Origin of the sequence: Hydrogenophaga sp., from assembly GCF_018780075.1 — a bacterium.
GTDB lineage: Bacteria > Pseudomonadota > Gammaproteobacteria > Burkholderiales > Burkholderiaceae_C > Hydrogenophaga.
Map to the genome: position 1 here is coordinate 33,645 of NZ_JADMKB010000114.1, position 22,428 is coordinate 56,072.

Below are 22,428 nucleotides of genomic sequence, written 5' to 3' on the forward strand. Positions count from 1 at the left end.
AACCGCCTGTTGATCACGACCGCCCACCCTTCATCAGCTGGCGGTTTTCATGGTCCACCCGCAGCACGATGGCCAGCGCGACCAGTTCGAGCAGGATGGCCGAGCCGCCGTAGCTCATCAATGGCAGCGTCAGGCCCTTGGTGGGCAGGGCGCCGAGGTTCACGCCGATGTTGATGAAGGCCTGGAAGCCGATCCACAGACCCACACCCTGCGCCACCAGCCCCGCAAACACCTGATCGAGCGCGATGGCCTGGCGGCCGATGTGCATGATGCGGCGGATCATCCACATGAAGATGCCGATCACGGTCAGCACGCCGATCAGGCCGAACTCTTCGCCGATGACCGCGAGCAGGAAGTCGGTGTGGGCTTCGGGCAGCCAGTGCAGCTTTTCCACGCTGCCCCCCAGCCCCACGCCAAAAATTTCACCGCGCCCGAACGCGATCAAAGAGTGCGACAGCTGGTAGCCCTTGCCCAGCGCGTACTGCTCGCTCCAGGGATCGAGGTAGGCAAAGATGCGCTCGCGCCGCCACTCGCTCATCATGACCATCAGGGCAAACGCCCCCACCACGACCAGCGCGATCAGGAAGAACATGCGCGCGTTCACCCCGCCCAGGAACAGGATGCCCATGGCGATCACGACGATCACCATGAAGGCGCCCATGTCCGGTTCGGCCAGCAGCAGCATGCCGACCACCGCCAGGGCCACCGCCATCGGCGCCACGGCGCGGAAGAAGCGCTCCTTCACGTCCATCTTGCGCACCATGTAGTCGGCGGCATACAGCAGGATGGTGAGCTTGGCCAGCTCCGACGGCTGGAAGCTGATGATGCCCAGCGAGAACCAGCGCCGCGCGCCGTTGACGCCCTTGCCGATGAACGGCACCAGCACCAGCACCAGCAGCAGCAGGGCGAACGCAAACAGCCAGGGCGCGAACCGCTCCCAGGTCTGCATCGGCACCTGGAACACCATCAGCGAGCCGATCAGGCCGATCAGGATGAACAGGCCATGGCGCACCACAAAGTGGGTGGGCGCGTAGTTGGCGAAGCGCGGGTTGTCGGGAAGCGCAATCGAGGCGGAGTACACCATCACCAGGCCCCAGGCCATCAGGGCCATCACGACCCACAGCAAGGGCTGGTCAAAGCCCAGCTCGCGCACCTGGCCTTGCCGGGTGCCGGCGTAGGTCCGGTTGGACAGGCGCACGGGCAGTCCGTCAGCGCCGATCGCGTTGCCCAGGCCCACCACGCGAGGCAGCAGGGCGCCAAGGCGAGCGCGCAATTTGCCCAAACCAGGGTTCAGCGCGGCCATCATGACGCGCCCTCCAGGCTCACACCCTGCTCGTCGGCCAGCGCACGCACCGCTTCGACGAACACGTCGGCGCGATGTTTGTAGTCGCGAAACATGTCCATGCTGGCACAGGCGGGCGAGAGCAGGACCGCATCGCCGCCGTGCGCCTGGGCCGCGCACAGGGCGACCGCTTCGGACAGGCTCGCGGCGTCGAGCAGTGGCACACCGGCGAGTTCGGCGGCGGCCTGCACCTGTTCACGGATGCGCAAGGCGTCGCGGCCGATCAGCACCGCCGCGCGCGCGTGGCGCGCCAGGGGCTCGGCCAGCGGGGCGAAGTCCTGCCCCTTGCCGTCACCGCCCAGGATCACGACCAGGCGGCGGTCGGCGCCCAGCCCACGGATGGCCGCGAGCGTGGCGCCCACGTTGGTGCCCTTGCTGTCGTCGAAGTACTCGACCTCGTTGAGGATGCCGATGGGCTCGACCCGGTGCGGCTCACCCCGGTATTCGCGCAGGCCGTGCAACATGGGGGCCAGCAAGGCCCCGGTGGAATTCGCCAGTGCCAGCGCCGCCAGCGCGTTGGCGGCGTTGTGCCGCCCACGGATGCGCAGGGCATCCGCCGGCATCAGGCGCTGGAAGTAGATCTCTTCCTCTTCATCGCTGGCGCGGCCCCGCTTGCGGGTTTCGTCCAGCGCGAGCGCACGCACCAGCCAGTCCATGCCGTTCATGGATTCGATGCCCCAGTCACCGGCGCGCTTCGGCGCATCCAGCCCGAAGGTGGCCCAAGGCCGCGCGGGCTGCTGGCGGTTGCGGCCGCCGATCTTCACCGTCACGTTGGCGGGCTTCATCGCCATGACCTGCGCATCATCGCGGTTGAGCAGCATCAGGGCCTGCGTGCCGAACACGGCCGCCTTCGCCTGGGCGTAGGCGGCCATGGAACCGTGCCAGTCGAGGTGGTCTTCGGTGATGTTGAGCACGGTGGCCGCCGTCGGCACGCCATCCCAGGCGCCACCGGCGGTGCCGTCGAGCTGGAAGCTGGAGAGTTCGAGCACCCAGGCCGCGGGCAGGTGCGGTGGCGGCAGGGGTTCGATGGGTGGCGGCACCCGCAACACGGGGGCCTCACCGTCGTCCTCGGGCGCGGGCAGGAGCTCGTCTTCGTCGGCCGGCAGCAGCTCGCCCTGTGCATCGGCGACCGGCGTTTCCACCTCTTCCACGGCGGGCTCAGCTGCCACCGGTGCGGCGACAGGAGCCAGTGCCGCATCGGCTTCGGCCTGCGCCGCGGCGTCCGCTTCGGCCCGGGCTTCAGCGTCCAGCGCCGCACCCAGCACGTCCAGCAAAGCGGGACCGATGTTGCCGGCCACGGCCACGTTCCAGCCACAACGCTCCAGCAGCAGGCCGGTGAGCGAGGTCACGGTGGTCTTGCCGTTGGTGCCGGTGATGGCCAGCACCTTCGGCTTGTAGGGCAGGCGCTCGCGCAATGACAGGTCCTGCAGGGCCTGCGCGAACAGGTCGAGTTCGCCCACGAAGGCGGCGCCCTGTTGCTGCGCCCAGGCCCGGGCCGGGGCCAGTTGCTCGGGCGGCAGGCCCGGGCTGCGCGCGATCACGTTCCAGGGCTGTCGCGCCAGCAGGCTGTCATCGAACGGCCCCGCCACGAACGCCGTCTGCGGACACTCGGCGCGCAGGGCGGCCAGCGAGGGCGGGGCCTCGCGCGTGTCGGCCACGGTCACCACCGCGCCATGGCGCACACACCAGCGCGCCATCGACAGCCCGGAGATGCCCAGGCCGAGGATGAGAACGTGTTGGTCTTGAAGGGCGTTCATCGTGGATTCAACGCAGCTTCAGGGTGGACAGGCCCACGAGGCACAGCAGCATGGTGATGATCCAGAAGCGGACCACGACCTGCGTTTCCTTCCAGCCCTTCTTCTCGAAGTGGTGGTGCAGCGGCGCCATCTGGAACAGGCGCTGACCCTGGCCGTAGCGGCGCTTGGTGTACTTGAAGTAGGTCACCTGCAGCATCACCGACAGGGCTTCCACCACGAAGATGCCGCCCATGATGGCGAGCACGATTTCCTGGCGCACGATGACGGCGATGGTGCCCAGCGCACCGCCCAGCGCGAGCGCGCCCACGTCACCCATGAACACCTGGGCGGGGTGGGTGTTGAACCACAGAAAGGCCAGGCCCGCACCGGCCATGGCCGCGCAGAAGATCAGCAGCTCGCCCGCGCCAGGGATGTGCGGCAGCAGCAGGTAGCGCGAGAACACGGCGCTGCCGGTCACGTAGGCGAACACGCCCAGCGCCGAACCGACCATCACCACCGGCATGATCGCCAGACCGTCCAGGCCATCGGTGAGGTTGACCGCGTTGCTCGATCCGACGATCACCAGGTAGGTCATCACCACGAAGCCGAACACGCCCAGCGGGTAGCTGACTTCCTTGAAGAACGGCACCATCAGGCCCGCCTGCGGCGGCAGCTCCACGGTGAAGCCCGACAGCACCCACTGGAAGAACAGCTCGATCACGCGCAGGTTGCTCGTGCCCGAGACGCTGAACACCAGGTAGAACGCGGCGACCAGCCCGATCAGCGATTGCCAGAGGTACTTCTCGCGCGAGGGCATGCCCTCGGGGTCCTTGCGCACCACCTTGCGCCAGTCGTCCGCCCAGCCGATGGCGCCAAACCCCAGCGTCACCCACAGCACGATCCACACGAAGCGGTTGGACATGTCGAACCACAGCAGGGTGGACAGCGCGATCGAAAACAGGATCAGCACACCGCCCATGGTCGGCGTGCCGCCCTTGCTGATGTGGGTCTGCATCGCGTACTCACGGATCGGCTGGCCGATCTTGAGCGCGGCCAGCCGGCGGATGAAATAGGGGCCGGCGACCAGCCCGACGATGAGCGCCGTCAGCGCGGCCATCACCGCGCGGAAGGTCAGGTACTGAAACACCCGGAGGAACCCGAATTCGGGTCCCAGGCTTTGCAGCCACAGGGCCAGGCTAAGCAGCATGTGAGGGGTCCTTGTGTTCTTTTGTTTCGACGGTGTCCAAGGCCTGAAGGGCCTGCACCACACGCTCCATGCGCATGAAGCGCGAGCCCTTCACCAACACACTGCGCACCGCCGTTGGCGAGCCGGCGGCCACGGTCTGGCTGATGTGCGCCATCAGGCTGGACATGTCGATCCAGTGCCGTGGTGTGGGCTCACCCGCCGCGGTCATGGCGGCCACCGCCTGCGCCATCCAGTCGCCGGTGCAGTGCACCGTCTCGATGCCCGAGGCCATGGCCTGGCGCAGCACCTCCAGGTGGAAGTCCAGCCCCTGTTCACCGACCTCACCCATGTCACCCAGCACCAGCACGCGGGGCGCCGGCAGCTCGGCCAGCACGCGGATGGCCGCGACCACGGAATCGGGGTTGGCGTTGTAGGTGTCGTCGATCAGGGTGACGGCACGGCCGGGCAAGGGCAGCGACAGCGCGCGCGAGCGGCCGCCGACCGGCTCAAAGCTGTCAAGCCCGCGAACGACGTCCGCGAGCGCCACCCCAGCGGCCAGCGCGCAGGCGGCCGCGGCCAGGGCGTTGCGCACGTTGTGTCGACCGGCAATGTGGAGGCGGCAATGGCTTTCGCCCGCCGGCGTGGCGAAGCGCAGCGCCCAGGCGCCGTCCAGCCACTCGGCGCTCAGGGCATGCACATCGGCCCCGGGATCGCTGTCGCTGAACGTGAGGGTGCGCCGGGTGGCCGCCAGTTCGCGCCACACGAACGTGTAGGCGTCGTCACTGGGGAACACGGCCACGCCGTCGGCGCGCAAGGCCGCGATGACCTCGCCGTTTTCGCGCGCCACGGCCTCGACCGTGCCCATGAACTCCTGGTGTTCACGCTGGGCGTTGTTCACCAGCGCCACCGTGGCCTGGGTAATGGCGGCGAGCCAGGCGATCTCGCCCGGGTGGTTCATGCCCAGCTCGATCACCGCGAGCCGGTGCTCCGCGCGCAGGCGCAACAGCGTGAGCGGCACACCGATGTCGTTGTTCAGGTTGCCCTGCGTGGCGTGCGATGCGGCGCCCGCTGCCGCGCGCAGGATGGACGCGACCATCTGCGTCACCGTGGTCTTGCCGTTGCTGCCGGTCACGGCGATCAGCGGCAGGTTGAACTGTTCGCGCCACAGACGGGCCAGCTCGCCCAGCGCCAGGCGCGTGTCGGGCACTTCCACACCGGGCAGGCCGGCTTCGTGCAGCCCGCCGTGGGCGATGGCGGCCACGGCGCCCTGGGCCTTCGCCTGCGGCAGGAACGCGTGGGCGTCAAACCGTTCGCCCTTGAGGGCCACGAACAGGTCGCCGGGCTGCAGGCTGCGGGTGTCGGTGTGCACGCGGCTCACCTCGGCATCCGGCGTGCCGACCGCGCGTGCCCCCGTGAGGCGGGCCATGAGCGGGAACAGGCCGTTCATGCGGCGGCTCCCTGCTGGGCGCGGCGAAGGCCGAGCGCCTCGCGTGCCTGCACCACATCGGAAAACGGTCGCTTCACGCCCATCACGTCCTGGTAGTCCTCGTGCCCCTTGCCGGCGATCAGCACCACGTCGCGGGCGTCCGCGCGTTGCACGGCAAGCGCGATGGCCGCCGCGCGATCCGCTTCGACCAGGGCGTTCGCGGGCTGCGCCAGACCGGCCACCATCTGCCCCAGGATCGCCTGCGGGTCTTCGCTGCGCGGGTTGTCGCTGGTGAGCACCACCCGCCGGGCTTCGCGTTCGGCCACAGCCGCCATGAGCGGGCGCTTGCTGGCGTCGCGGTCGCCACCACAACCGGCCACGGCCCAGATCGCGCCGCCGCGCTGTTGCGCCAGGGGCTGCAGGGCCTGCAAGGCCTTTTCGAGCGCGTCGGGTGTATGGGCGTAATCGACCAGGACCAGCGGCAGACCGTCCGCCACGGCCACCTGCTCCATGCGCCCGGGCACGGGGGTGAGCGCGCCGCAGGCCGCGACCGCGTCCACCAGCGGCACACCGAGCGCGCGGGCCGAGGCCAGCACGCCCAGCAGGTTGGACACGTTGTAGCGGCCCACCAGGGGCAGGTTCATGGCGCGAGATTCGACCACCTGCCCCGACGGGTCGCACTCCTGCACGACCCAGCGCATGCCGCTGTCGGTGAAGCCGATGTCGAGCGCACACAGCCGGGGCGCCAGCGTCTGCGTGCCCTCTTCCAGACCGAAGGTCCAGAGGTCCAGGCCGCGACCAGCCAGAGAGACGGCCAGCGCCAGCCCCTGGGCATCGTCGAGGTTCACCACCGCGTGCGCCAGCCCAGGCCAGTCGAACAGCGCGGCCTTGGCCGCCCAGTAGTCGGCCATGCTGCCGTGGAAATCCAGGTGGTCCTGGGTGAAATTCGTGAACACCGCGACCTGGATCTGGGTGGCGTTGAGCCGGCCTTCGATCAGGCCGATGGACGAGGCCTCGATGGCACAGGCCTGGATGCCCGCGTCCACCATGCCGCGCAGACGCGCCTGCAACAGCACCGGGTCGGGCGTGGTCAGGCCGGTGGGCACGAGGGGTTGGCCCGGCTGTCCGGCCAAGGGCGGTTGACCGATGCCCAGCGTGCCCACCAGCGCACAGGGCCGCCCCACCGAGGACAACAGCTGCGCCATCCACCAGGCGCTGGAGGTTTTGCCGTTGGTGCCGGTGAAGGCGATCACGTCCAGCGCGTGGCTGGGGTGGCGCTGGTAAGCGCTCGCGATGAAACCGGCCTGCGCCTTGAGGCTCGGCACGGCGACCACCCGGTCGTCCTGGAAATCGAACGGCTCCACACCGTCGCGCTCGACCAGCGCCGCCACCGCCCCGGCCTGCAGCGCGCCCGCCACGTAGCGCCGGCCGTCGGTCGCGGCACCCGGCCAGGCGACAAAGGCATCGCCGGCGTGCACCCGACGGCTGTCGCACTGCAGGTCGCCGCGCACGCGCTCGCGCAGCCAGTCGGCCACGGTCTGGGGATGTTGCATGACCTGCATCAGAACGACTCTTCCACCGCTTCGGTCACGATCTGCGGCTTGACGTTCATGTCGGGCTGCACCCCCAGCACGCGCAGGCTCTGCTGCACCGTTTCGCTGAACACGGGCGCGGCCACGAGGCCGCCAAAGTACTCACCGTTGGACGGCTCGTCGATCATCACGGCGACCACGATGCGCGGCGCCTCCACCGGCGCCAGACCGACAAAGAACGAGCGGTACTTCCTGTCGGCGTAGCCCTTGCCTTCCTGCTTGTGTGCGGTGCCGGTCTTGCCACCGACCGAGTAACCCATGGTCTGGGCCTTGGGGGCGGTGCCACCCGGCCCGGCGGCCAGCTCCAGCATCTTGCGCACCGACACCGTGTTCTTCTCGCTGAACACCCGGACCCCGGTGGCCAGCGTCTCGGACTTGAGCATGCTCACCGGGATCAACTCACCGTCGCGGGCAAAGATCGTGTAGGACTGCGCCAGCTGGAACAGCGACACGGACAGACCGTAGCCGTAGCTCATCGTCGCCTGCTCGATCGGGCGCCAGCTCTTGTAGGGGCGCAGGCGCCCCGTGACCGCGCCCGGGAACGGCACCTGCGGCTTCTGCCCGAAACCGGCCTGGGCAAAGGTCTCCCACATCTCGCGCGGGTGCATCTGCATCGCCATCTTCACCGTGCCGACGTTGCTCGACTTCTGGATGATCTCGTTGACCGTGAGTATTCCGTGCGGATGCGAGTCACCGATGGACGAGCCCCCGATGCTGATGCGCCCCGGCGCGGTCTGGATCTGCGTGGTGGGCCTGACCAGCCCTTTGTCCAGTGCCAGCGCCGCGATGAAGGGCTTCATCGTCGAACCCGGCTCGAAGCTGTCGGTCAGCACGCGGTTGCGCAGCTGTTCGCCGGTCAGGTTGAGGCGTTTGTTCGGGTTGTAGCTGGGGTAGTTGGCCAGCGCGAGCACCTCGCCCGTCTGGACATCGAGCACGATCACGCTGCCCGCCTTGGCCTTGTGGCTTTTCACCGCATCGCGCAACTTCTCGTAGGCGAAGTACTGCACCTTGCTGTCGATGGAGAGCTGGAGGTCGGGTCCGTCCACCGGTGGAATGACGTCGCGCACGTCCTCGATCACCCGGCCCAGCCGGTCCTTGATCACCCGGCGCGACCCGGCCTTGCCGGAGAGCTGCTGGTTGAAGGCCAGCTCCACGCCTTCCTGGCCACGGTCCTCGACGTTGGTGAAACCCACCACGTGCGCTGCTGCCTCACCCTCGGGGTACTGGCGCTTGTACTCGCGGCGCTGGTAGATGCCCTTGATGCCCAGGGCGGCGATCTCCTTGGCGATCGGCTCATCGACCTGGCGCTTGACCCAGACAAAGGTCTTGTCCTCGTTGGCCAGCCGCTTCCTCAGCTCCGGCAGCGGCATCTCCAGCAACCTGGCCAGCTGCTTGAGTTTGGGGTCGGTCTTGTCGACGTCCTCCGGGATCGCCCAGATGCTTTGAGCGACCACGCTCGACGCCAGGATCAAGCCGTTGCGGTCCAGCACGCGACCCCGGTTGGCGGGCAGCTCCAGCGTGCGGGCGAAACGCACCTCTCCCTGGCGCTGGAAGAAGTCGTTGCCAAACACCTGCACGTAGGCGGCGCGTGCGCCCAGCCCCACGAAGGCCAGCGCCAGCGCGGCGACGATGAACTTGCTGCGCCAGACCGGCGTCTTGCTGGCCAGCAGCGGGCTGGCGCTGTAGTTGATGGCGCGGCTGCGGGGCTTGCTCATCGCTCCACCTCCGGTGCGGGCTGTGCCGGCAGCGTCACGTACTGCGTGATGCCCGGGCTGACCGGCCGCATCTGCAACTGCCGGGCGGCCAGCTGCTGGACGCGCGCCGGGGTCGCCTGCTCGCGTTTCTGAACCTGCAGCTGTTCGTGATCCGCCTCCAGCCGGTGCGACTGGGCCCGGGACTTGTCGATGGCCGTGTACAGGCGGCGCGACTCGTACTGGGTGTGCACCAGGTAGAACGCGCTGACGAGCACCGCCAGCAACAGCATCAGGTTCAGGCGGATCATGGCAAGCCACCCATCTTTGGCGCTGCACTCATGCCGGCTCCTCCGTGCGCGTGGCCACGCGCATCACCGCGCTGCGCGAGCGCGGGTTGGCCTGGACCTCGGCGTCCGAGGGCATCACGCGCCGCACCGCGGTCAGGGGCATCGCCTGGGGCTCGGCGAACGGCACGCGGCGGTCCACCACAGCGCGCGAGTGGCGCGCCATGAACTGCTTGACCATGCGGTCTTCCAGCGAATGGAAGCTGATCACGACCAGTTGACCTCCAGGACGCAAGACATGCAAAGCGGCCTCTAGCGCTTGTTGCAGCTCTTCAAGCTCGGCGTTGATGAAAATCCGAAAAGCCTGAAATGTGCGCGTTGCAGGGTCCTTGCCCGGCTCGCGGGTTTTGACCGCGCCAGCCACGACTTCGGCCAGCTCGCGGGTGGTTCGAAAAGGGCCCCGTTCCTGTCGGCGACGATCAATCGCCTTTGCAACCTGTTGAGCAAACCGTTCTTCGCCATATTCACGGATGACCTCCGACAGGGTGGATACATCGGCCGTTTCCAGCCACTGAGCCACGCTCTGGCCGCGCGTGGTATCCATGCGCATGTCCAGAGGACCATCGTGGCGAAAAGAAAAACCCCTCTCGGGGTCGTCGATCTGGGGCGAACTCACACCCAGGTCCATCAACACCCCGTCCGCGCTCGCCCTCCCCAGCTCGCCCAGGTGGCAGAAGCCCTGGTGACGAATGCCAAAGCGCGGGTCGCCCGCCGCCAGCGACTCGGCGGCCGCCACCGCCTGCGGGTCCTTGTCGAACGCCGTCAGCCGCCCGGCCGACGACAGCCCCTGCAGAATGAGCGCCGAGTGACCGCCGCGGCCAAACGTGGCATCGACGTAATGTCCATCCGGGTTGATCGCCAGTGCTTGCACGGCTTCGTTCAACAGGACGGTGTGGTGTTTCCATGCGCCTTGCACCATCGTCCTCAGAAAGAGAAGTCCTTGAGCACATCGGGCATCGGCTTCTGCATCTCCTCGGCCTCCTTGGCGGCGTAGGACGGGGCATCCCACAGTTCGAGGTAAGAGCCCATACCGAGCAGCACAGCGTCCTTCGTGATGCCGGCCGCAGCGCGCAGCTCGGGCGAGACCAGCAGGCGCCCGGAACCGTCCATCTCCACGTCCATCGCATTGCCCAAGAAGATGCGGCGCCACCATTGGGCATCCATCGGCAGCGAGGCAATGCGATCACGGAACTTCACCCACTCGTCGCGAGGGAATACCATCAGGCAGCCGTGGGGGTGTTTGGTGATGGTGAGCTGGCCCGCCGCGGTGCTCAGGGCGTCACGGTGCCGGGTCGGCATCGAAAGCCGCCCCTTGGCATCAAGACTGAGAGAGGAAGCACCCTGAAACACCGCGATCGATCCTTGAAAAACACTTTTCACCACTTAATGGCACTTTTTTCCACTTTATCAGGAAAAGGGTGGTGCGCCATGGGGTTGGCAGAAGTTTTTCAATGAAATCAATCACTTAGAACACATTTTGAAGCAATTGAAAGCTTCAAAAATGCAGCAAAAGCAAGCACTTACACAAGGCACTGCAAGTGATGCTTGAAACCCTGTTACATTCCGGGCCCGGCACCCGACCCGACGAATGGCCAGCGGCACACCCGGACTGTTCAGAAAAAAGCCTCGCCCACCGTGGCCGGATGGGCGAGGCTTGGGTCCCGAGGGGCCTTTTTCAGAGGATGTAGCGCGACAGATCCTCGTTGCGGCTGAGCTCGGCCAGCCGCCCGTCGACATACGCTGCGTCGATCGAGACGGTCTGCCCTTCCAGCGCCGTGGCGCCAAAACTGACTTCGTCGAGCAGGTGTTCCATGACGGTGGCCAGGCGGCGTGCGCCGATGTTCTCGGTGCGCTCGTTGACATCGCAGGCGATCTGCGCGAGCTGCCGGATCCCGCTGGGCTGGAATTCCAGCGTCACACCTTCCGCCGCGAGAAGGGCCTGGTACTGGCGCACCAGTGAGGCGTGGGTCTGGGTCAGGATCGCCTCGAAATCGTCCACCGACAGGGATTGCAGCTCGACGCGGATGGGGAACCGACCCTGCAGCTCCGGAATCAGGTCGCTCGGCTTGGCCAGGTGAAACGCCCCGCTGGCGATGAACAGGATGTGGTCGGTCTTGATCATGCCGTACTTGGTGGACACGGTGGTGCCTTCGACCAGCGGCAGCAGATCGCGCTGCACCCCCTGGCGCGACACCTCGGGGCTGCCCGTGTCGCTGCGGGAAGCCACCTTGTCGATCTCGTCGATGAAGACGATGCCGTTCTGTTCGGCCGACTGCAGTGCGCGGCTGCGCACCTCTTCTTCGTTCACAAGTTTGCCCGCCTCTTCTTCCACCAGCAGCTTCATCGCTTCGGCGATCGGCAGCTTGCGCGTGCGCCGTTTGCCCTGCCCCATCTGCCCGAACATGCCCTTGAGCTGTTCGGCCATGTCCTCCATGCCCGCGGGGCCCATGATCTCCATCGTCGGGCGCGCTTCGACCAGGTCCAGCTCGATCTCTCGATCGTTCAACAGCCCCTCGCGCAGCTTCTTGCGGAACGCCTGGCGCGCCGCGCCGTCCGGCGAAGGCACCGGCTCGGCACCCACGCTGCGGGGCGGCGGGATCAGGACATCGAGGATGCGGTCCTCGGCCGCGTCTTCGGCGCGCATCCGCTGCTGGCGCATCGCCTGCTCGCGTCCCTGCTTGACCGCGATTTCCACCAGGTCCCGGATGATGCTGTCGACATCCTTGCCCACGTAACCCACCTCGGTGAATTTGGTGGCTTCGACCTTGATGAAAGGGGCGTCGGCCAGCCGCGCCAGTCGGCGCGCGATCTCGGTCTTGCCCACGCCGGTGGGGCCGATCATCAGGATGTTCTTGGGCGTGATCTCGGGCCGCAGCGCTTCGTCCACCTGCTGACGCCGCCAGCGGTTGCGCAAGGCAATGGCGACAGCGCGTTTGGCGGCCCTCTGCCCGATGATGAAACGGTCGAGTTCGGAGACGATCTCCTGCGGGGTCATCGAAGACATGGTGCCCCCACGCTCGTCACTTCGTGAATTTCGCTGCCCCCCGAGGGGGTGCGAGCTTGCTTGGGGCGGCCCTGCGCTGCGCTCATGGTGTCAGTCCAGTGTTTCAACGGTGTGGTTCATGTTGGTGTAGATGCAGATCTCGCCCGCGATGGCCAGCGACTGCCTCACCACGTCTTCCGCGCTGAGCGAGGTGTGCTGCGTCAGCGCACGGGCGGCGGCCTGCGCATAAGCGCCACCCGAGCCGATGGCCACCACGCCATGCTCGGGCTCCAGCACGTCGCCGTTGCCGGTGATGATCAGCGCGGCGCTGCGGTCGGCCACCGCCAGCATCGCCTCCAGGCGCCTCAACACGCGGTCGGTGCGCCAGTCGCGGGTGAGCTCGATCGCCGCACGCACCAGGTGACCCTGGTGCTTTTCCAGCTTGGCTTCAAAGCGCTCGAACAGGGTGAAGGCGTCGGCGGTGGCACCGGCGAAGCCCGCCAGCACCCTGTCGTGGTGGAGCTTGCGCACCTTGCGCGCGGTGCCCTTGACGACGATGTGCCCCAGCGTGACCTGGCCGTCGCCACCGATGGCGACCTGAACGCCCTCGGGCGTCTCGCGACGCACACAGACGATGGTGGTTCCGTGAAATGTTTCCATAAGAGCATGAGATGGGGATGAACGGGTCGGCATCAAGCCCGATCGCGGAGCGAAGGGCGTTTGCCAAGGGGGTGCGGCGGAACCGGCTCTGCGGGGCCGCCAGGGCCACCTCCTTGAGGGGGTCGCGTGCAGCGCGGTGGGGGAGGGTCAGACCTCAGCGGCGCGGGGGGTCAATCGTTTCTCACGACCACTTTGGCGTATTCGGTGATGCCGATCACGTGGAAAAACGCCGACACCAGGCGGTGGGCGTCCACGAACTGGACCAGGCGACCACTGTTGTGGTGGCTGGTGACCCAGTTCAGCAAGGTGCCCGCCGCAGAAAAATCCACACGGATCAGGTTGCGGCACGAAATGATCAACACATCCGCCCCCTGCAGACGTTGCTCCAGGTCTTCCAGCGTGGCCTGCGGATCACCGCGGATCTCGCCGGACAGCTCCACCAGCCCGAGTTGGTTGAACTCGCTGCCCGGCCCATCGACGCCCGAATCCCCACCCGAGAAACCGGACGGCACCTGCTCCATCACCACATCGCTCAACACCGAGCTGCCTTCGTCGGGGTCTGGCACCCCGCCGGAAAGGGCCTGGAAATGACAGCGTGGTCGCTCCCATCCGGGGGGCGACACCTCGTAGGTGACACAAAAATCCAGGGCGGTGAGCTCAAACTCGTCGGGCCGGTTCATGACGCGCAGGGCGCCCATGCGAAGCTCCCACCACAGCTGCTCAATGTCGCGTCGACCGGAGGGCGTGACCTGCTTGAGCAACTCGCGCAGGCGCGTTGCACCCAGGAAACACAGTTCCACGTCCTGATCGCCCCACAGCGTGAACATGCCCAGCAGGGCTCGCGCGGCCTTGACGTCAATGGACTCGATCTCCGTCCAGTCCAGCACCCACGGCTGGTTGACACGAAGCAACACGTTTTGCAGCGTACCGACGGCGTGCGCGTCGAGCTCGCGATCACAGGCCCAGACGGTCCTGGCAGACGAGGTGGACGGCTTGTACACCTTGCCGGTCATCGCCGACACCAGCTCCGGCATGTCGTACCACTGGGGCGCCGAACGGCCGAAACGGTTCACGAAGTCGACCGCCTGGCTCTCGAACGGCGCCAACTGCCCGGTCGCTCGGTAGAGATCGAACAGGGCAAGCCAGTCATCCAGCTGGTTTTCGCGCGGGCCCCCTTCGGCGATCGTTTCCTTGAGCCCCTGCTCTGCACCGGCATCGTCACCGTTGGCGAACCGGATGGCGGCCTCTTCCACCTCCGGATCCTGGGCAATTTCATGGACGTCAAGCGCATAGAAGTGCGAAGCCGAAAACGCCGGACCCGAGCGCCCTCCCCCTCCCGCCACCGCGCCGTGCTGGGTGGGCGCCATCAGACCGGTGCGTGCCGTGACGGGGGGCATCACCGATTCCGGGCCGCCCTTGGAAGACGGCACCGATTCGCGCAGCGTCGGAATCCGGGCCGAAGCGGGTGAAACCGCCGGTGCCGAGGCCTTCTTTGGCTCGGGCTCGGTGTCCAGCAGTTCCCCGTCGTGCAGGGGCGACGCTTCGGTCTCGTTGTACTGGGCGTTGACGCGCTGGACATCGGACGCGGCGGCCGCTCTGGACTTGGCGGCCTTGCGATCCAGCGGGGTGCCGCCCGTCGAGTGCGCACCCGAGCTGAGGCTGGATCCGGTGGTGGCCAAGGAGTCGGGGCCCTTGGTCTTCCACCACTGCATGGACATCTGGGCCTCGATCTCGTCGATCTTCTTGAGCGTCATGGCCCGATCGTCGGGCTTGGAAGGCAGGCTGCTCTGGAAAAACGAGGGGCGGACCCGTTGTCCGGTCTCGCCCGACGCTTCGCGGCTGCGAATCTTGCGCAGCATGTCGAACTCGCGCTTGCGCACGAAGTCGTTGCGCCGCTTGCGCTCGATCATCTCCTTGAGCGCTGCCTTGCTGTACTCGCTTTCGCCGTCGGCGCTGCGCGTGTCCAGGTCCGACCAGCTCGTGGTCGGATGGCGCACGAACTTCACCACCTTGGACAGGAAGCCGCGGTTGGAGTCGTCCTTGGACATGGATGCGCTGTGTCGTGAGTTGGATCAGGAGGTGCCCGGGTCAGTCCCCAAACATCTTCTGCTTCAGCTCTCGCCGTTGCTGCGCTTCCAGCGACAGGCTGGCGGTGGGGCGGGCCATCAAACGGCCCACACCGATGGCTTCACCGGTCTCCTCGCAATAACCGTAGTCGCCCGAGTCGATACGGGTGATCGCCTGCTCGATTTTCTTGAGCAGTTTGCGCTCGCGGTCACGTGTGCGCAGCTCCAGCGCATGCTCTTCCTCGATGGTCGCGCGGTCGGCCGGATCGGGCACCACCACCGTGTCTTCACGCAAGTGCTCGGTGGTCTCTCCGGCATTGGCCAGCATGTCGTCCTTGAGCAGCGTGAGCTTGCGGCGGAAAAATGCGAGCTGGATGTCGTTCATGTACTCGGCGTCGGGCATCGCCTGCACGTCCTGGTCGGTGAGTTGTTCGACGGACATGGACTTCCAGTTGTTCGCCCGCTTGGGGTCTTTCTGGATGGAGGAGGGCACGGGAGGGGTCATTACGCGTTCATTCGAGGTGAAAAATGTCGCTTTCGCGGCATCGGGGGCATGGGTCGGAACCACCGCCGCCTGGGTCATTTGCTCCATCATGACCTTCTTGGCCGCGCGTTTGCCCAGAGGGCGGGGCGTCGGCTCGACAACGATGGGGGCTGGTTTGGGCACAGCCACGGGTTTGGTCGCTCCCGAGGGGGACGCTGGTTTGCCGGTCTTGACCGCTGGAAGCGGCGTCGGCTTGGGCTTGACCACCACGGGGGCTTTGGTGCCCGATTTTGCAGCGGATTTGGCCGGAGGTGCGGGTGCGCGCGGGGCGGCTTTGGCCGGCGCCTTCTGAACCACCGCCTTCGCGGCCGGCTTGGGAGCCGCCTTGACCACGGTGGTCTTGGACACCTGGGCGGGTTTTTTCACCGGCACGGCCTTCTTTGCTGGAACGGATTTCCCGGCAACGGCCTTGGACGCGGGCTTTGCCGCGGCCTTGACCGTCAATGGGGTGGCTGCCGCGACCGGTGAATTCCGCACTTTGCCGGCGCTGGGCGCGGGCTTTTTGTTCTTTGCGGTGGGGGTGGCCGGGGCTTTCACAAGGGGTCTCCTCTCAGTGCCTGACGATGCCTGTTCCTGGGGCGGTGCGCTCCCTCGGGCAAGCCCCCGAGGCGCGTCACGAAGCTCGGTCGAGACCGGCTGGTCTGTTGTTATACCCCGTTTGCGGACCGCGACGGTTCCCCGCTCGACATGCACGCGGGCAACAGGCCCGGCCGGATCACCGGCACCCGACTTGGGGGGCGATTGTAACGACGCGCGCGAAGGCGCCACCGACTGGGGGTCGGATTGAAAGCCGAGGCGTTGGAGAAGCGAGACAAAGAACACGGTCGGGTCTGATTCTGATGTGAAGGAGCCGACCTGGGGATCAGACCAGCGACTGGTCAAGCCCCTGGACCAGGATGTCCTTGGGCAGATCCAGACCGATGAACACCATCTTGCTCACGCGCGGCTCGCCTTCGGCCCAGGCCGGACCAAGGTCGCTGCCCATGAGCTGGTGCACGCCCTGGAAGATGACCTTGCGGTCGGTGCCCTGCATGTCGAGCACGCCTTTGTAGCGCAGCATGCGCGGGCCGTACACCTGCACGATGGCGCCCAGGAAGTCTTCCAGCTTGGCCGGGTTGAACGGCCGGGTGGCACGGTAGACGAAGCTTTTCACATCGTCGTCGTGATGGTGGTGGTGGCCATGGCCTTCGTGACCGTGCTGGTGAGAAGGGTGGTTGCAGGCTTCGCCGGGCGCGTGATCGTGGTGCTCGTGGCCATGATCGTGTTCATGGTCATGGTCGTCATCGGCCTTGAGGAAGTCCGGGTCGATGTCGAGCTTGGCGTTCAGGTTGAATCCGCGCAGGTCGAACACCTCGCTCAGCGCCACCTCGCCGAAATGCACCGGGCGCATGGGCGCACGCGGGTTCATGTGTTTCAGGCGGTGGGTGAGCGCGTCCAGCTCGTCCTGATCCACCAGATCGGCCTTGCTGATGAAGATCTGGTCGGCAAAGCCCACCTGGCGGCGGGCTTCCTGGCGGTCGTTGAGCTGCTGGGCGGCGTGTTTGGCGTCCACCAGGGTCAGGATGGAGTCCAGCAGGTACTGCTCGGCGACCTCGTCGTCCATGAAGAAGGTCTGGGCCACCGGGCCGGGATCGGCCAGGCCGGTGGTCTCGATCACCACACGCTCAAAATCCAGCTCGCCCTTGCGCTTCTTTTCGGCCAGGTCCTGCAGCGTGGCGCGCAGGTCGTCGCGGATGGTGCAGCAGATGCAGCCGTTGCTCATCTGGATGATGTTTTCCTGCGTGTCGGCCACCAGGATTTCGTTGTCGATGTTTTCTTCGCCGAATTCGTTCTCGATCACCGCGATCTTCTGGCCGTGGGCCTCGGTCAGCACGCGCTTGAGCAGCGTGGTTTTTCCCGACCCGAGGAAGCCGGTGAGGATGGTGGCGGGAATCAGTGACATGGCAGGAAAACTCCAGCAAAAAGCGGTCGGGAACGGTACAGCGGGGGCAGTGTATGCGACGCGTGGGCGCAGCCACCGGATTACGCCTTTTTCATCACCACCAATCCCTTGAGGTATTCGCCCTCGGGGAAGTTGATGGTCATCGGGTGGTCGCAGGCGCCGCCCAGGCGCTGCAGGATCGCGCCGTCCACGCCCGCGTCCAGCCCGGCCGAGGCCACGATCTTGTGGAACAGCTCCACGCCGATGCCGCCCGAGCACGAGAAGGTGAACAGCACGCCGCCGGGGGTGAGCAGCTTGAAGGCCTGGCGGTTCAGGTCCTTGTACGCGCGTGCGGCGCGCTCGGCGTGGGCCGCCGTGGGTGCGAACTTGGGCGGATCGAGCACGATGGCGTCGAAACTGCGGCCCTCGGCCACGAACTGGCGCAGCGAGGCGTTGACGTCCGCGTCCATGAAGCTCGCCTGCGCCGGGTCCAGCCCGTTCAGCAACAGGTTGGCGCGCGCCTGCTCCAACGCCGGGCCGGACGAGTCGATGCTGGTCACGTGCCCCGCCCCGCCGGCCAGCGCGGCCACACTGAAGCCGCCGGTGTAGCTGAAGCAGTTGAGCACCTGCGCGAACCCCAGGCGCTTCGTGTACTGGTACAGGGCCAGGCGGCTGTCACGCTGATCCAGGTAATAGCCGGTCTTGTGGCCCTGGGCGATGTCCAGCCCGAGGCGCCAGCCGTGTTCCAGCAGTTCGAACGCCGTTTCGCCACTGCCACGCAGCCAGCCCGTGACTTCCGGCAGGCCTTCGAGTTTGCGGCTGCTGGTGTCGGAGCGTTCGTACAGGCGAGGGCAACCGGTGAGCTCGATCAGCGCGTCGGCAATGGCGTCCTTCCAGCGCTCCACCCCACAGGCGGTGAACTGGGCCACCAGCGTGTCGCCATAGCGGTCCACGATCAGGCCCGGCAGGCCGTCGGACTCGCCGTGCACCAGGCGGATGCCGTTGCTTTCAATCCCCAAACGCGAGCGCAGCGCAATGGCGCGGGCCAGCGTGTCCCGAAAGAAAGCGGCGTCGATGCGCTGGGCCTCGTCGAAGCTCCAGGCCCGCACACGGATGCGCGAAGCCGGGGAGAACGCGCCCCAGGCCAGGAACTGGCCCTCATGGCTTTCGACGCGCACGGTCTCGCCCGCATCACCGCCGCCCCGGGCCACGGCCCCGTCGAACACCCAGGGGTGGCGGCGTTGCAGGGAGCGTTCTTTGCCGGGCTTGAGTCGAATGATTTTCATCTGGATATTGTCCCCCCTGCGCCGCCTGCGGCGTCACCCCCCAGGGGGCGGCACTGGCCGTCCGGCAAAGCCGGCCCGGCGGTGCCCTGGGTTCAACTTCCCCTCGTCCAATCCATCACCGCTCCGGCGCGAAGTGCATGGCGCCAGGATGCGGCGGAACCGGCTTCGCCGGGCCGCTCGCATCGCCCCCTTTGAGGGGGTCGCGCGCAGCGCGGCGGGGGTGTTTCTTTCTACGGCCGCAGGTAGACAAACCCTTCGCGCGCCTGCAGCCGGGCCACCTCGGCCACGCCCGACGGCACGATCTTGGCTTCCATCGCGACCTTGCTGGCGTCGATCTTGCGCGAGACCAGGGTGTTGTTGCAGACCCGGAACTCCACGCCCTTGGCCGCGAGTTCGCCGATGGCGCCCGAGAAGGGCTGCTCCATCTGGTTGGTGGCGCCATCCAGCAGGAAGTCGATGCCCAGGCCATGGGTCACGACCACGATCTTGGCTTTGGGGTCGGCCGCCAGGTGATTGCGGATGTTGTTGATCGCGCGCGAGGCCTGGGGAATGCCTTCGCTCATGTGATAGACCGTCTTGATCACGTCATCGGCCGCCTGCGCCGACAGCGAGGTCGACAACACCGCCGCGAGCAGCAAAGACTTGAACACCACAAAGAACTTGAACATGGGGATCTCCTTAAATTAAAAGCGAATGCTTATAAAGCGATTGTCAAGCCTGGGCTGGCGGTGCCTACAGGGATAACCCGGCCCCGCGGCCTGCCCGCTGACACCCCGTGGACCTCGCCGGTCAGCCCCTGGTCTTGGGCGCCGGTGGCGTGTCCCCAGCGGACGGGTCGGCGGGGCCCACGTCGCCCGCCCCCGGGGCTCGGGCCAGCGCCCTCGGGTGTGCCGCGTCGTACACCTTGGCGAGGTGCTGAAAATCCAGCCGCGTGTAGACCTGTGTGGTGCTGATGCTGGCGTGGCCCAGCAGCTCCTGCACGGCGCGCAAGTCCCCGCTGGACTGCAGCACGTGGCTGGCGAACGAGTGGCGCAGCATGTGGGGGTGCACCGGCGTGGCCAGCCCGGCCAGTTGCGAACGGCGTTTGAGGCGAACGCGGATGTGCTGCGGCGTGAGGCGCTGGCCGCGGCTGCCGATGAAGAGCGCCGGGTCGTCCCGGCCCCAGGCCGCGCGCTGCACCAGCCAGCGCTCCAGAGCGGCCAGCGCCGCGCGGCCCACCGGCACGCTGCGGCGCTTGGATCCTTTGCCCAGCACGTGGGCTTCACCGGCCTCGGCGTCGATCCAGCCGCGCGCCCCCGGCCCCGCCCGCACGTCCAGCCCCACCAGTTCGCCGATGCGCAGCCCACAGCCGTAGAGCAACTCGGTGATGCAGGCATCCCGGGCCTCCAGCGAGGGGTGGTCGGCCTCCTCCACATGGGAGGCGAGCTGCACCGACTCGTCCACCCCCAGCGCCTTGGGCAGGGGCTTGCCCGCCTTGGGCGCGCGAACGTCCTGCACCGGGTTGTGGTCTATCAAGCCTTGCCGACCGAGCCAGACATAGAAGCCCCGCCAGCCCGACAGGATGAGCGCGATGCCTCGGGCGCTGCGCCCGGCGCCGTGCATCTGCGCCACCCAGCGGCGGATGTGGGCGCTGTGCACCTGGCGCAGCGCCAGCGAGGCCTGCGCAGCCTGTTGCGAGAGGCGCTGCAGGTCCAGGGTGTAGAGCTCGACCGTGCGCGTGGCGAGGCGCTTCTCCACCCGCACGTGGGTGAGGTAGGCCTGGATCAGGGCGGCGTCGTTGGCGTCCTGTGGCGTTTCAGGGGGTGAGCCGCCCATGGCGGTCATCCGCGGTCATGGGCGCAGGCGCGAGAGCGCCGCGCTGGTGAGTTCACCCATGCGCTCCAGGAAGTCGGTGCCCATGTCGGCGGCGAAGCGCTGGGCGTCGGGCGAGCCCAGCACCAGCAGGCCAAAGGCCGGTTGCCCGTCCGCGACCCGCAGCGGGATCAACGCCATCGAGGCCACCGCCTTGGGATCGTCCAGCCAGCCGGCGGCCTCCAGCCCCGGGTTGCTGCCGCAGTAGGGGCGGCTGAGCGAGCTGGAAAACGCCTTCACGTCTTCGCTGGCCCCATGGGCACAGGCGAGGGTCATGAACGCGGGCGCCACGTCCCAGACCTTGATCGCCACCTGCGGCACCAGCAGCTGGGTGGCAATTTCCCGGGCGGCGACCTCTGGCAGATCACGGGCTTCGCGGGTCCGCAACAGTTCGCGGGTCCAGCGCTGCAGGCGGTCGGCGATGGCGGAGTTGTCCTGGCCGTGGCGGATCATGTCGGCCGCCTTGAGCTCCAGCCCCTTGATCTTGTCGCGCAGCAACTCGGCCTGCCGTTCCTGAAGGCTCACGGCGCGTTGACCGTGCGGGCTGCTGAGCTGGACCGCCGCCAGCACACTGGCGTGCCGGTCAAAGAAGTCCGGCGTGTTGGCCAAGTAGTTGGCGATGTCGTCTTCGGTGATGGGGGGGATGAAGGGATCGGTCATGGTCTGGGGAGCATATAGGAGGGGGACCAGAGGCTGAGCGTTTTTCGGGCGTGAACGAAAGACTCACAGCCTCTTAGGCCAGCTCGGGCACCTCGATCTCGCCCTCGAAGACGGTGGTGGCGGGGCCGGTCATGAACACCGGCGCGTCGTGCGCGGGGGTGTCCTGCCATTGAATGGTGAGCACGCCGCCGCGGGTGTGCACATCGACCGTCGAGTCCAGCAGGCCCAGGCGGATGCCGGCCACGACGGCCGCGCAGGCGCCGGTGCCGCAGGCCAGCGTTTCGCCGGCGCCGCGCTCGTACACGCGCAGGCGCACCTGGCCGCGGTTCACGATCTGCAGGAAGCCGGCGTTCACGCGCGCCGGGAAGCGCGGGTGCCATTCGATCTGCGGGCCCTGGCTCAAGACGGGGGCGGTGTCCACGTCGTCCACCAGCTGCACCGCGTGCGGGTTGCCCATTGACAGCACCGAAACCAGCGCCTCGCCACCATCCGGCAAGGCCAGCTGCCAGCGCTCGAAGTTGCCCATGGTGGTTGGCATCAGGCCCGCCGCGTCGAACGGCACACGGTCCAGCGCGAACACGGGTGCGCCCATGTCCACGGTCACGCGACCGTCGTCGTTCAGCGCCAGACTGATCTCGCCCTGCTTCACCTTCACCCGCACCGGGTTGGCGGTGGTCAGGCCCTTGTCGCGCACGTAGCGCACGAAACAGCGCGCACCGTTGCCACAGTGTTCGACCTCGCCACCGTCGGCGTTGTGGATCACGTATTCAAAGTCGAGCCCCGGGCCGGGCGAAGGCCGCACGCTCAGGATCTGGTCGGCGCCGACACCGAAGTGGCGATCGGCCAGCCAGCGGTACTGCGCATGGGTCAGGCCCAGGCGTCCGCGCGTCTCGTCGAGCACGACAAAATCGTTGCCCGCGCCCTGCATTTTGGTGAACCGGATGTGCATCGCTGGATTATCCGTCCAGAGCGGTGCGCACCGGCAACACGCAGCGCCGCCGCGTGGTGCGCTTCACACCGGTGCGCACGCACCGCAACCGCCCTGCACCCTTTGCTCAAACCACTTTGCGCACAAAACTTGTGCCACTTTGTATGCAATCCGGTGCACTTTGCATACAAAACGGCTGGCACGGTTGA

Annotated in this window: 19 protein-coding genes; all 19 read right to left on the minus strand. The window is 67.2% G+C overall.

Annotation, left to right across the window (positions count from 1 at the left end; all coding sequences use genetic code 11):
* Positions 1 to 13 precede the first annotated feature (13 nt).
* Positions 14 to 1,303: a putative lipid II flippase FtsW gene (gene ftsW, locus IV088_RS18800; RefSeq protein ID WP_291105384.1), complete on the minus strand. Its 1,290-nt coding sequence runs from the start codon at positions 1,301 to 1,303 to the stop codon at positions 14 to 16.
* Positions 1,303 to 3,099 carry a UDP-N-acetylmuramoyl-L-alanine--D-glutamate ligase gene (gene murD, locus IV088_RS18805; protein ID WP_291105341.1) on the minus strand — a complete coding sequence of 599 codons (1,797 nt, stop codon included), beginning with the start codon at positions 3,097 to 3,099 and terminating at the stop codon, positions 1,303 to 1,305. The genes ftsW and murD overlap by 1 nt, the downstream gene beginning before the upstream one ends.
* Positions 3,100 to 3,106: 7 nt before the next feature.
* Positions 3,107 to 4,285 carry a phospho-N-acetylmuramoyl-pentapeptide-transferase gene (gene mraY, locus IV088_RS18810; protein ID WP_236962403.1) on the minus strand — a complete coding sequence of 393 codons (1,179 nt, stop codon included), beginning with the start codon at positions 4,283 to 4,285 and terminating at the stop codon, positions 3,107 to 3,109.
* Entirely contained in the window at positions 4,275 to 5,690 is a 1,416-nt protein-coding gene (murF, locus tag IV088_RS18815; protein WP_291105385.1) for a UDP-N-acetylmuramoyl-tripeptide--D-alanyl-D-alanine ligase, read from the minus strand. The genes mraY and murF overlap by 11 nt, the downstream gene beginning before the upstream one ends.
* Positions 5,691 to 5,707: 17 nt before the next feature.
* On the minus strand, positions 5,708 to 7,252 hold the full coding sequence (locus IV088_RS18820; RefSeq protein ID WP_291105342.1) for a UDP-N-acetylmuramoyl-L-alanyl-D-glutamate--2,6-diaminopimelate ligase: 1,545 nt from the start codon (positions 7,250 to 7,252) through the stop codon (positions 5,708 to 5,710).
* Positions 7,252 to 8,997: a penicillin-binding protein 2 gene (locus IV088_RS18825; protein ID WP_291105343.1), complete on the minus strand. Its 1,746-nt coding sequence runs from the start codon at positions 8,995 to 8,997 to the stop codon at positions 7,252 to 7,254. Before IV088_RS18825 ends, IV088_RS18820 begins: the two co-directional genes overlap by 1 nt.
* Complete coding sequence (ftsL, locus tag IV088_RS18830; RefSeq protein ID WP_291105345.1) at positions 8,994 to 9,284, minus strand: cell division protein FtsL; 291 nt, start codon at positions 9,282 to 9,284, stop codon at positions 8,994 to 8,996. The genes IV088_RS18825 and ftsL overlap by 4 nt, the downstream gene beginning before the upstream one ends.
* A gap of 28 nt (positions 9,285 to 9,312) precedes the next feature.
* Positions 9,313 to 10,239 carry a 16S rRNA (cytosine(1402)-N(4))-methyltransferase RsmH gene (gene rsmH / locus IV088_RS18835; RefSeq protein WP_291105347.1) on the minus strand — a complete coding sequence of 309 codons (927 nt, stop codon included), beginning with the start codon at positions 10,237 to 10,239 and terminating at the stop codon, positions 9,313 to 9,315.
* Positions 10,240 to 10,244: 5 nt separating this feature from the next.
* The gene (gene mraZ / locus IV088_RS18840; RefSeq protein WP_291105386.1) at positions 10,245 to 10,670 is read right to left on the minus strand and encodes a division/cell wall cluster transcriptional repressor MraZ; all 426 of its coding nucleotides are present in this window, start codon (positions 10,668 to 10,670) and stop codon (positions 10,245 to 10,247) included.
* 325 nt (positions 10,671 to 10,995) lie between these two features.
* Positions 10,996 to 12,324 carry an ATP-dependent protease ATPase subunit HslU gene (hslU, locus tag IV088_RS18845; protein WP_291105349.1) on the minus strand — a complete coding sequence of 443 codons (1,329 nt, stop codon included), beginning with the start codon at positions 12,322 to 12,324 and terminating at the stop codon, positions 10,996 to 10,998.
* A 90-nt stretch (positions 12,325 to 12,414) separates the two neighbouring features.
* Complete coding sequence (hslV, locus tag IV088_RS18850; protein WP_291105350.1) at positions 12,415 to 12,963, minus strand: ATP-dependent protease subunit HslV; 549 nt, start codon at positions 12,961 to 12,963, stop codon at positions 12,415 to 12,417.
* A 170-nt stretch (positions 12,964 to 13,133) separates the two neighbouring features.
* Positions 13,134 to 15,011: an STAS domain-containing protein gene (locus tag IV088_RS18855; RefSeq protein WP_291105352.1), complete on the minus strand. Its 1,878-nt coding sequence runs from the start codon at positions 15,009 to 15,011 to the stop codon at positions 13,134 to 13,136.
* 40 nt (positions 15,012 to 15,051) lie between these two features.
* Positions 15,052 to 16,395 (minus strand): RNA polymerase-binding protein DksA, encoded by a 1,344-nt coding sequence (gene dksA / locus IV088_RS26360; RefSeq protein WP_367171598.1) that lies wholly within the window; start codon positions 16,393 to 16,395, stop codon positions 15,052 to 15,054.
* A gap of 40 nt (positions 16,396 to 16,435) precedes the next feature.
* Positions 16,436 to 17,515 carry a GTP-binding protein gene (locus tag IV088_RS18865; RefSeq protein WP_291105353.1) on the minus strand — a complete coding sequence of 360 codons (1,080 nt, stop codon included), beginning with the start codon at positions 17,513 to 17,515 and terminating at the stop codon, positions 16,436 to 16,438.
* Between the two features lie 80 nt (positions 17,516 to 17,595).
* Positions 17,596 to 18,780 carry a class I SAM-dependent methyltransferase gene (locus IV088_RS18870; RefSeq protein ID WP_291105354.1) on the minus strand — a complete coding sequence of 395 codons (1,185 nt, stop codon included), beginning with the start codon at positions 18,778 to 18,780 and terminating at the stop codon, positions 17,596 to 17,598.
* 230 nt (positions 18,781 to 19,010) lie between these two features.
* Complete coding sequence (locus IV088_RS18875; RefSeq protein ID WP_291105356.1) at positions 19,011 to 19,448, minus strand: DsrE family protein; 438 nt, start codon at positions 19,446 to 19,448, stop codon at positions 19,011 to 19,013.
* Positions 19,449 to 19,569: 121 nt separating this feature from the next.
* Positions 19,570 to 20,595, minus strand: coding sequence for a tyrosine recombinase XerC (locus IV088_RS18880; RefSeq protein WP_291105388.1), 1,026 nt, complete (start codon positions 20,593 to 20,595; stop codon positions 19,570 to 19,572).
* A gap of 15 nt (positions 20,596 to 20,610) precedes the next feature.
* Complete coding sequence (locus IV088_RS18885) at positions 20,611 to 21,291, minus strand: DUF484 family protein (RefSeq protein ID WP_291105357.1); 681 nt, start codon at positions 21,289 to 21,291, stop codon at positions 20,611 to 20,613.
* 73 nt (positions 21,292 to 21,364) lie between these two features.
* Positions 21,365 to 22,240: a diaminopimelate epimerase gene (dapF, locus tag IV088_RS18890; RefSeq protein ID WP_291105359.1), complete on the minus strand. Its 876-nt coding sequence runs from the start codon at positions 22,238 to 22,240 to the stop codon at positions 21,365 to 21,367.
* Positions 22,241 to 22,428: the final 188 nt, after the last annotated feature.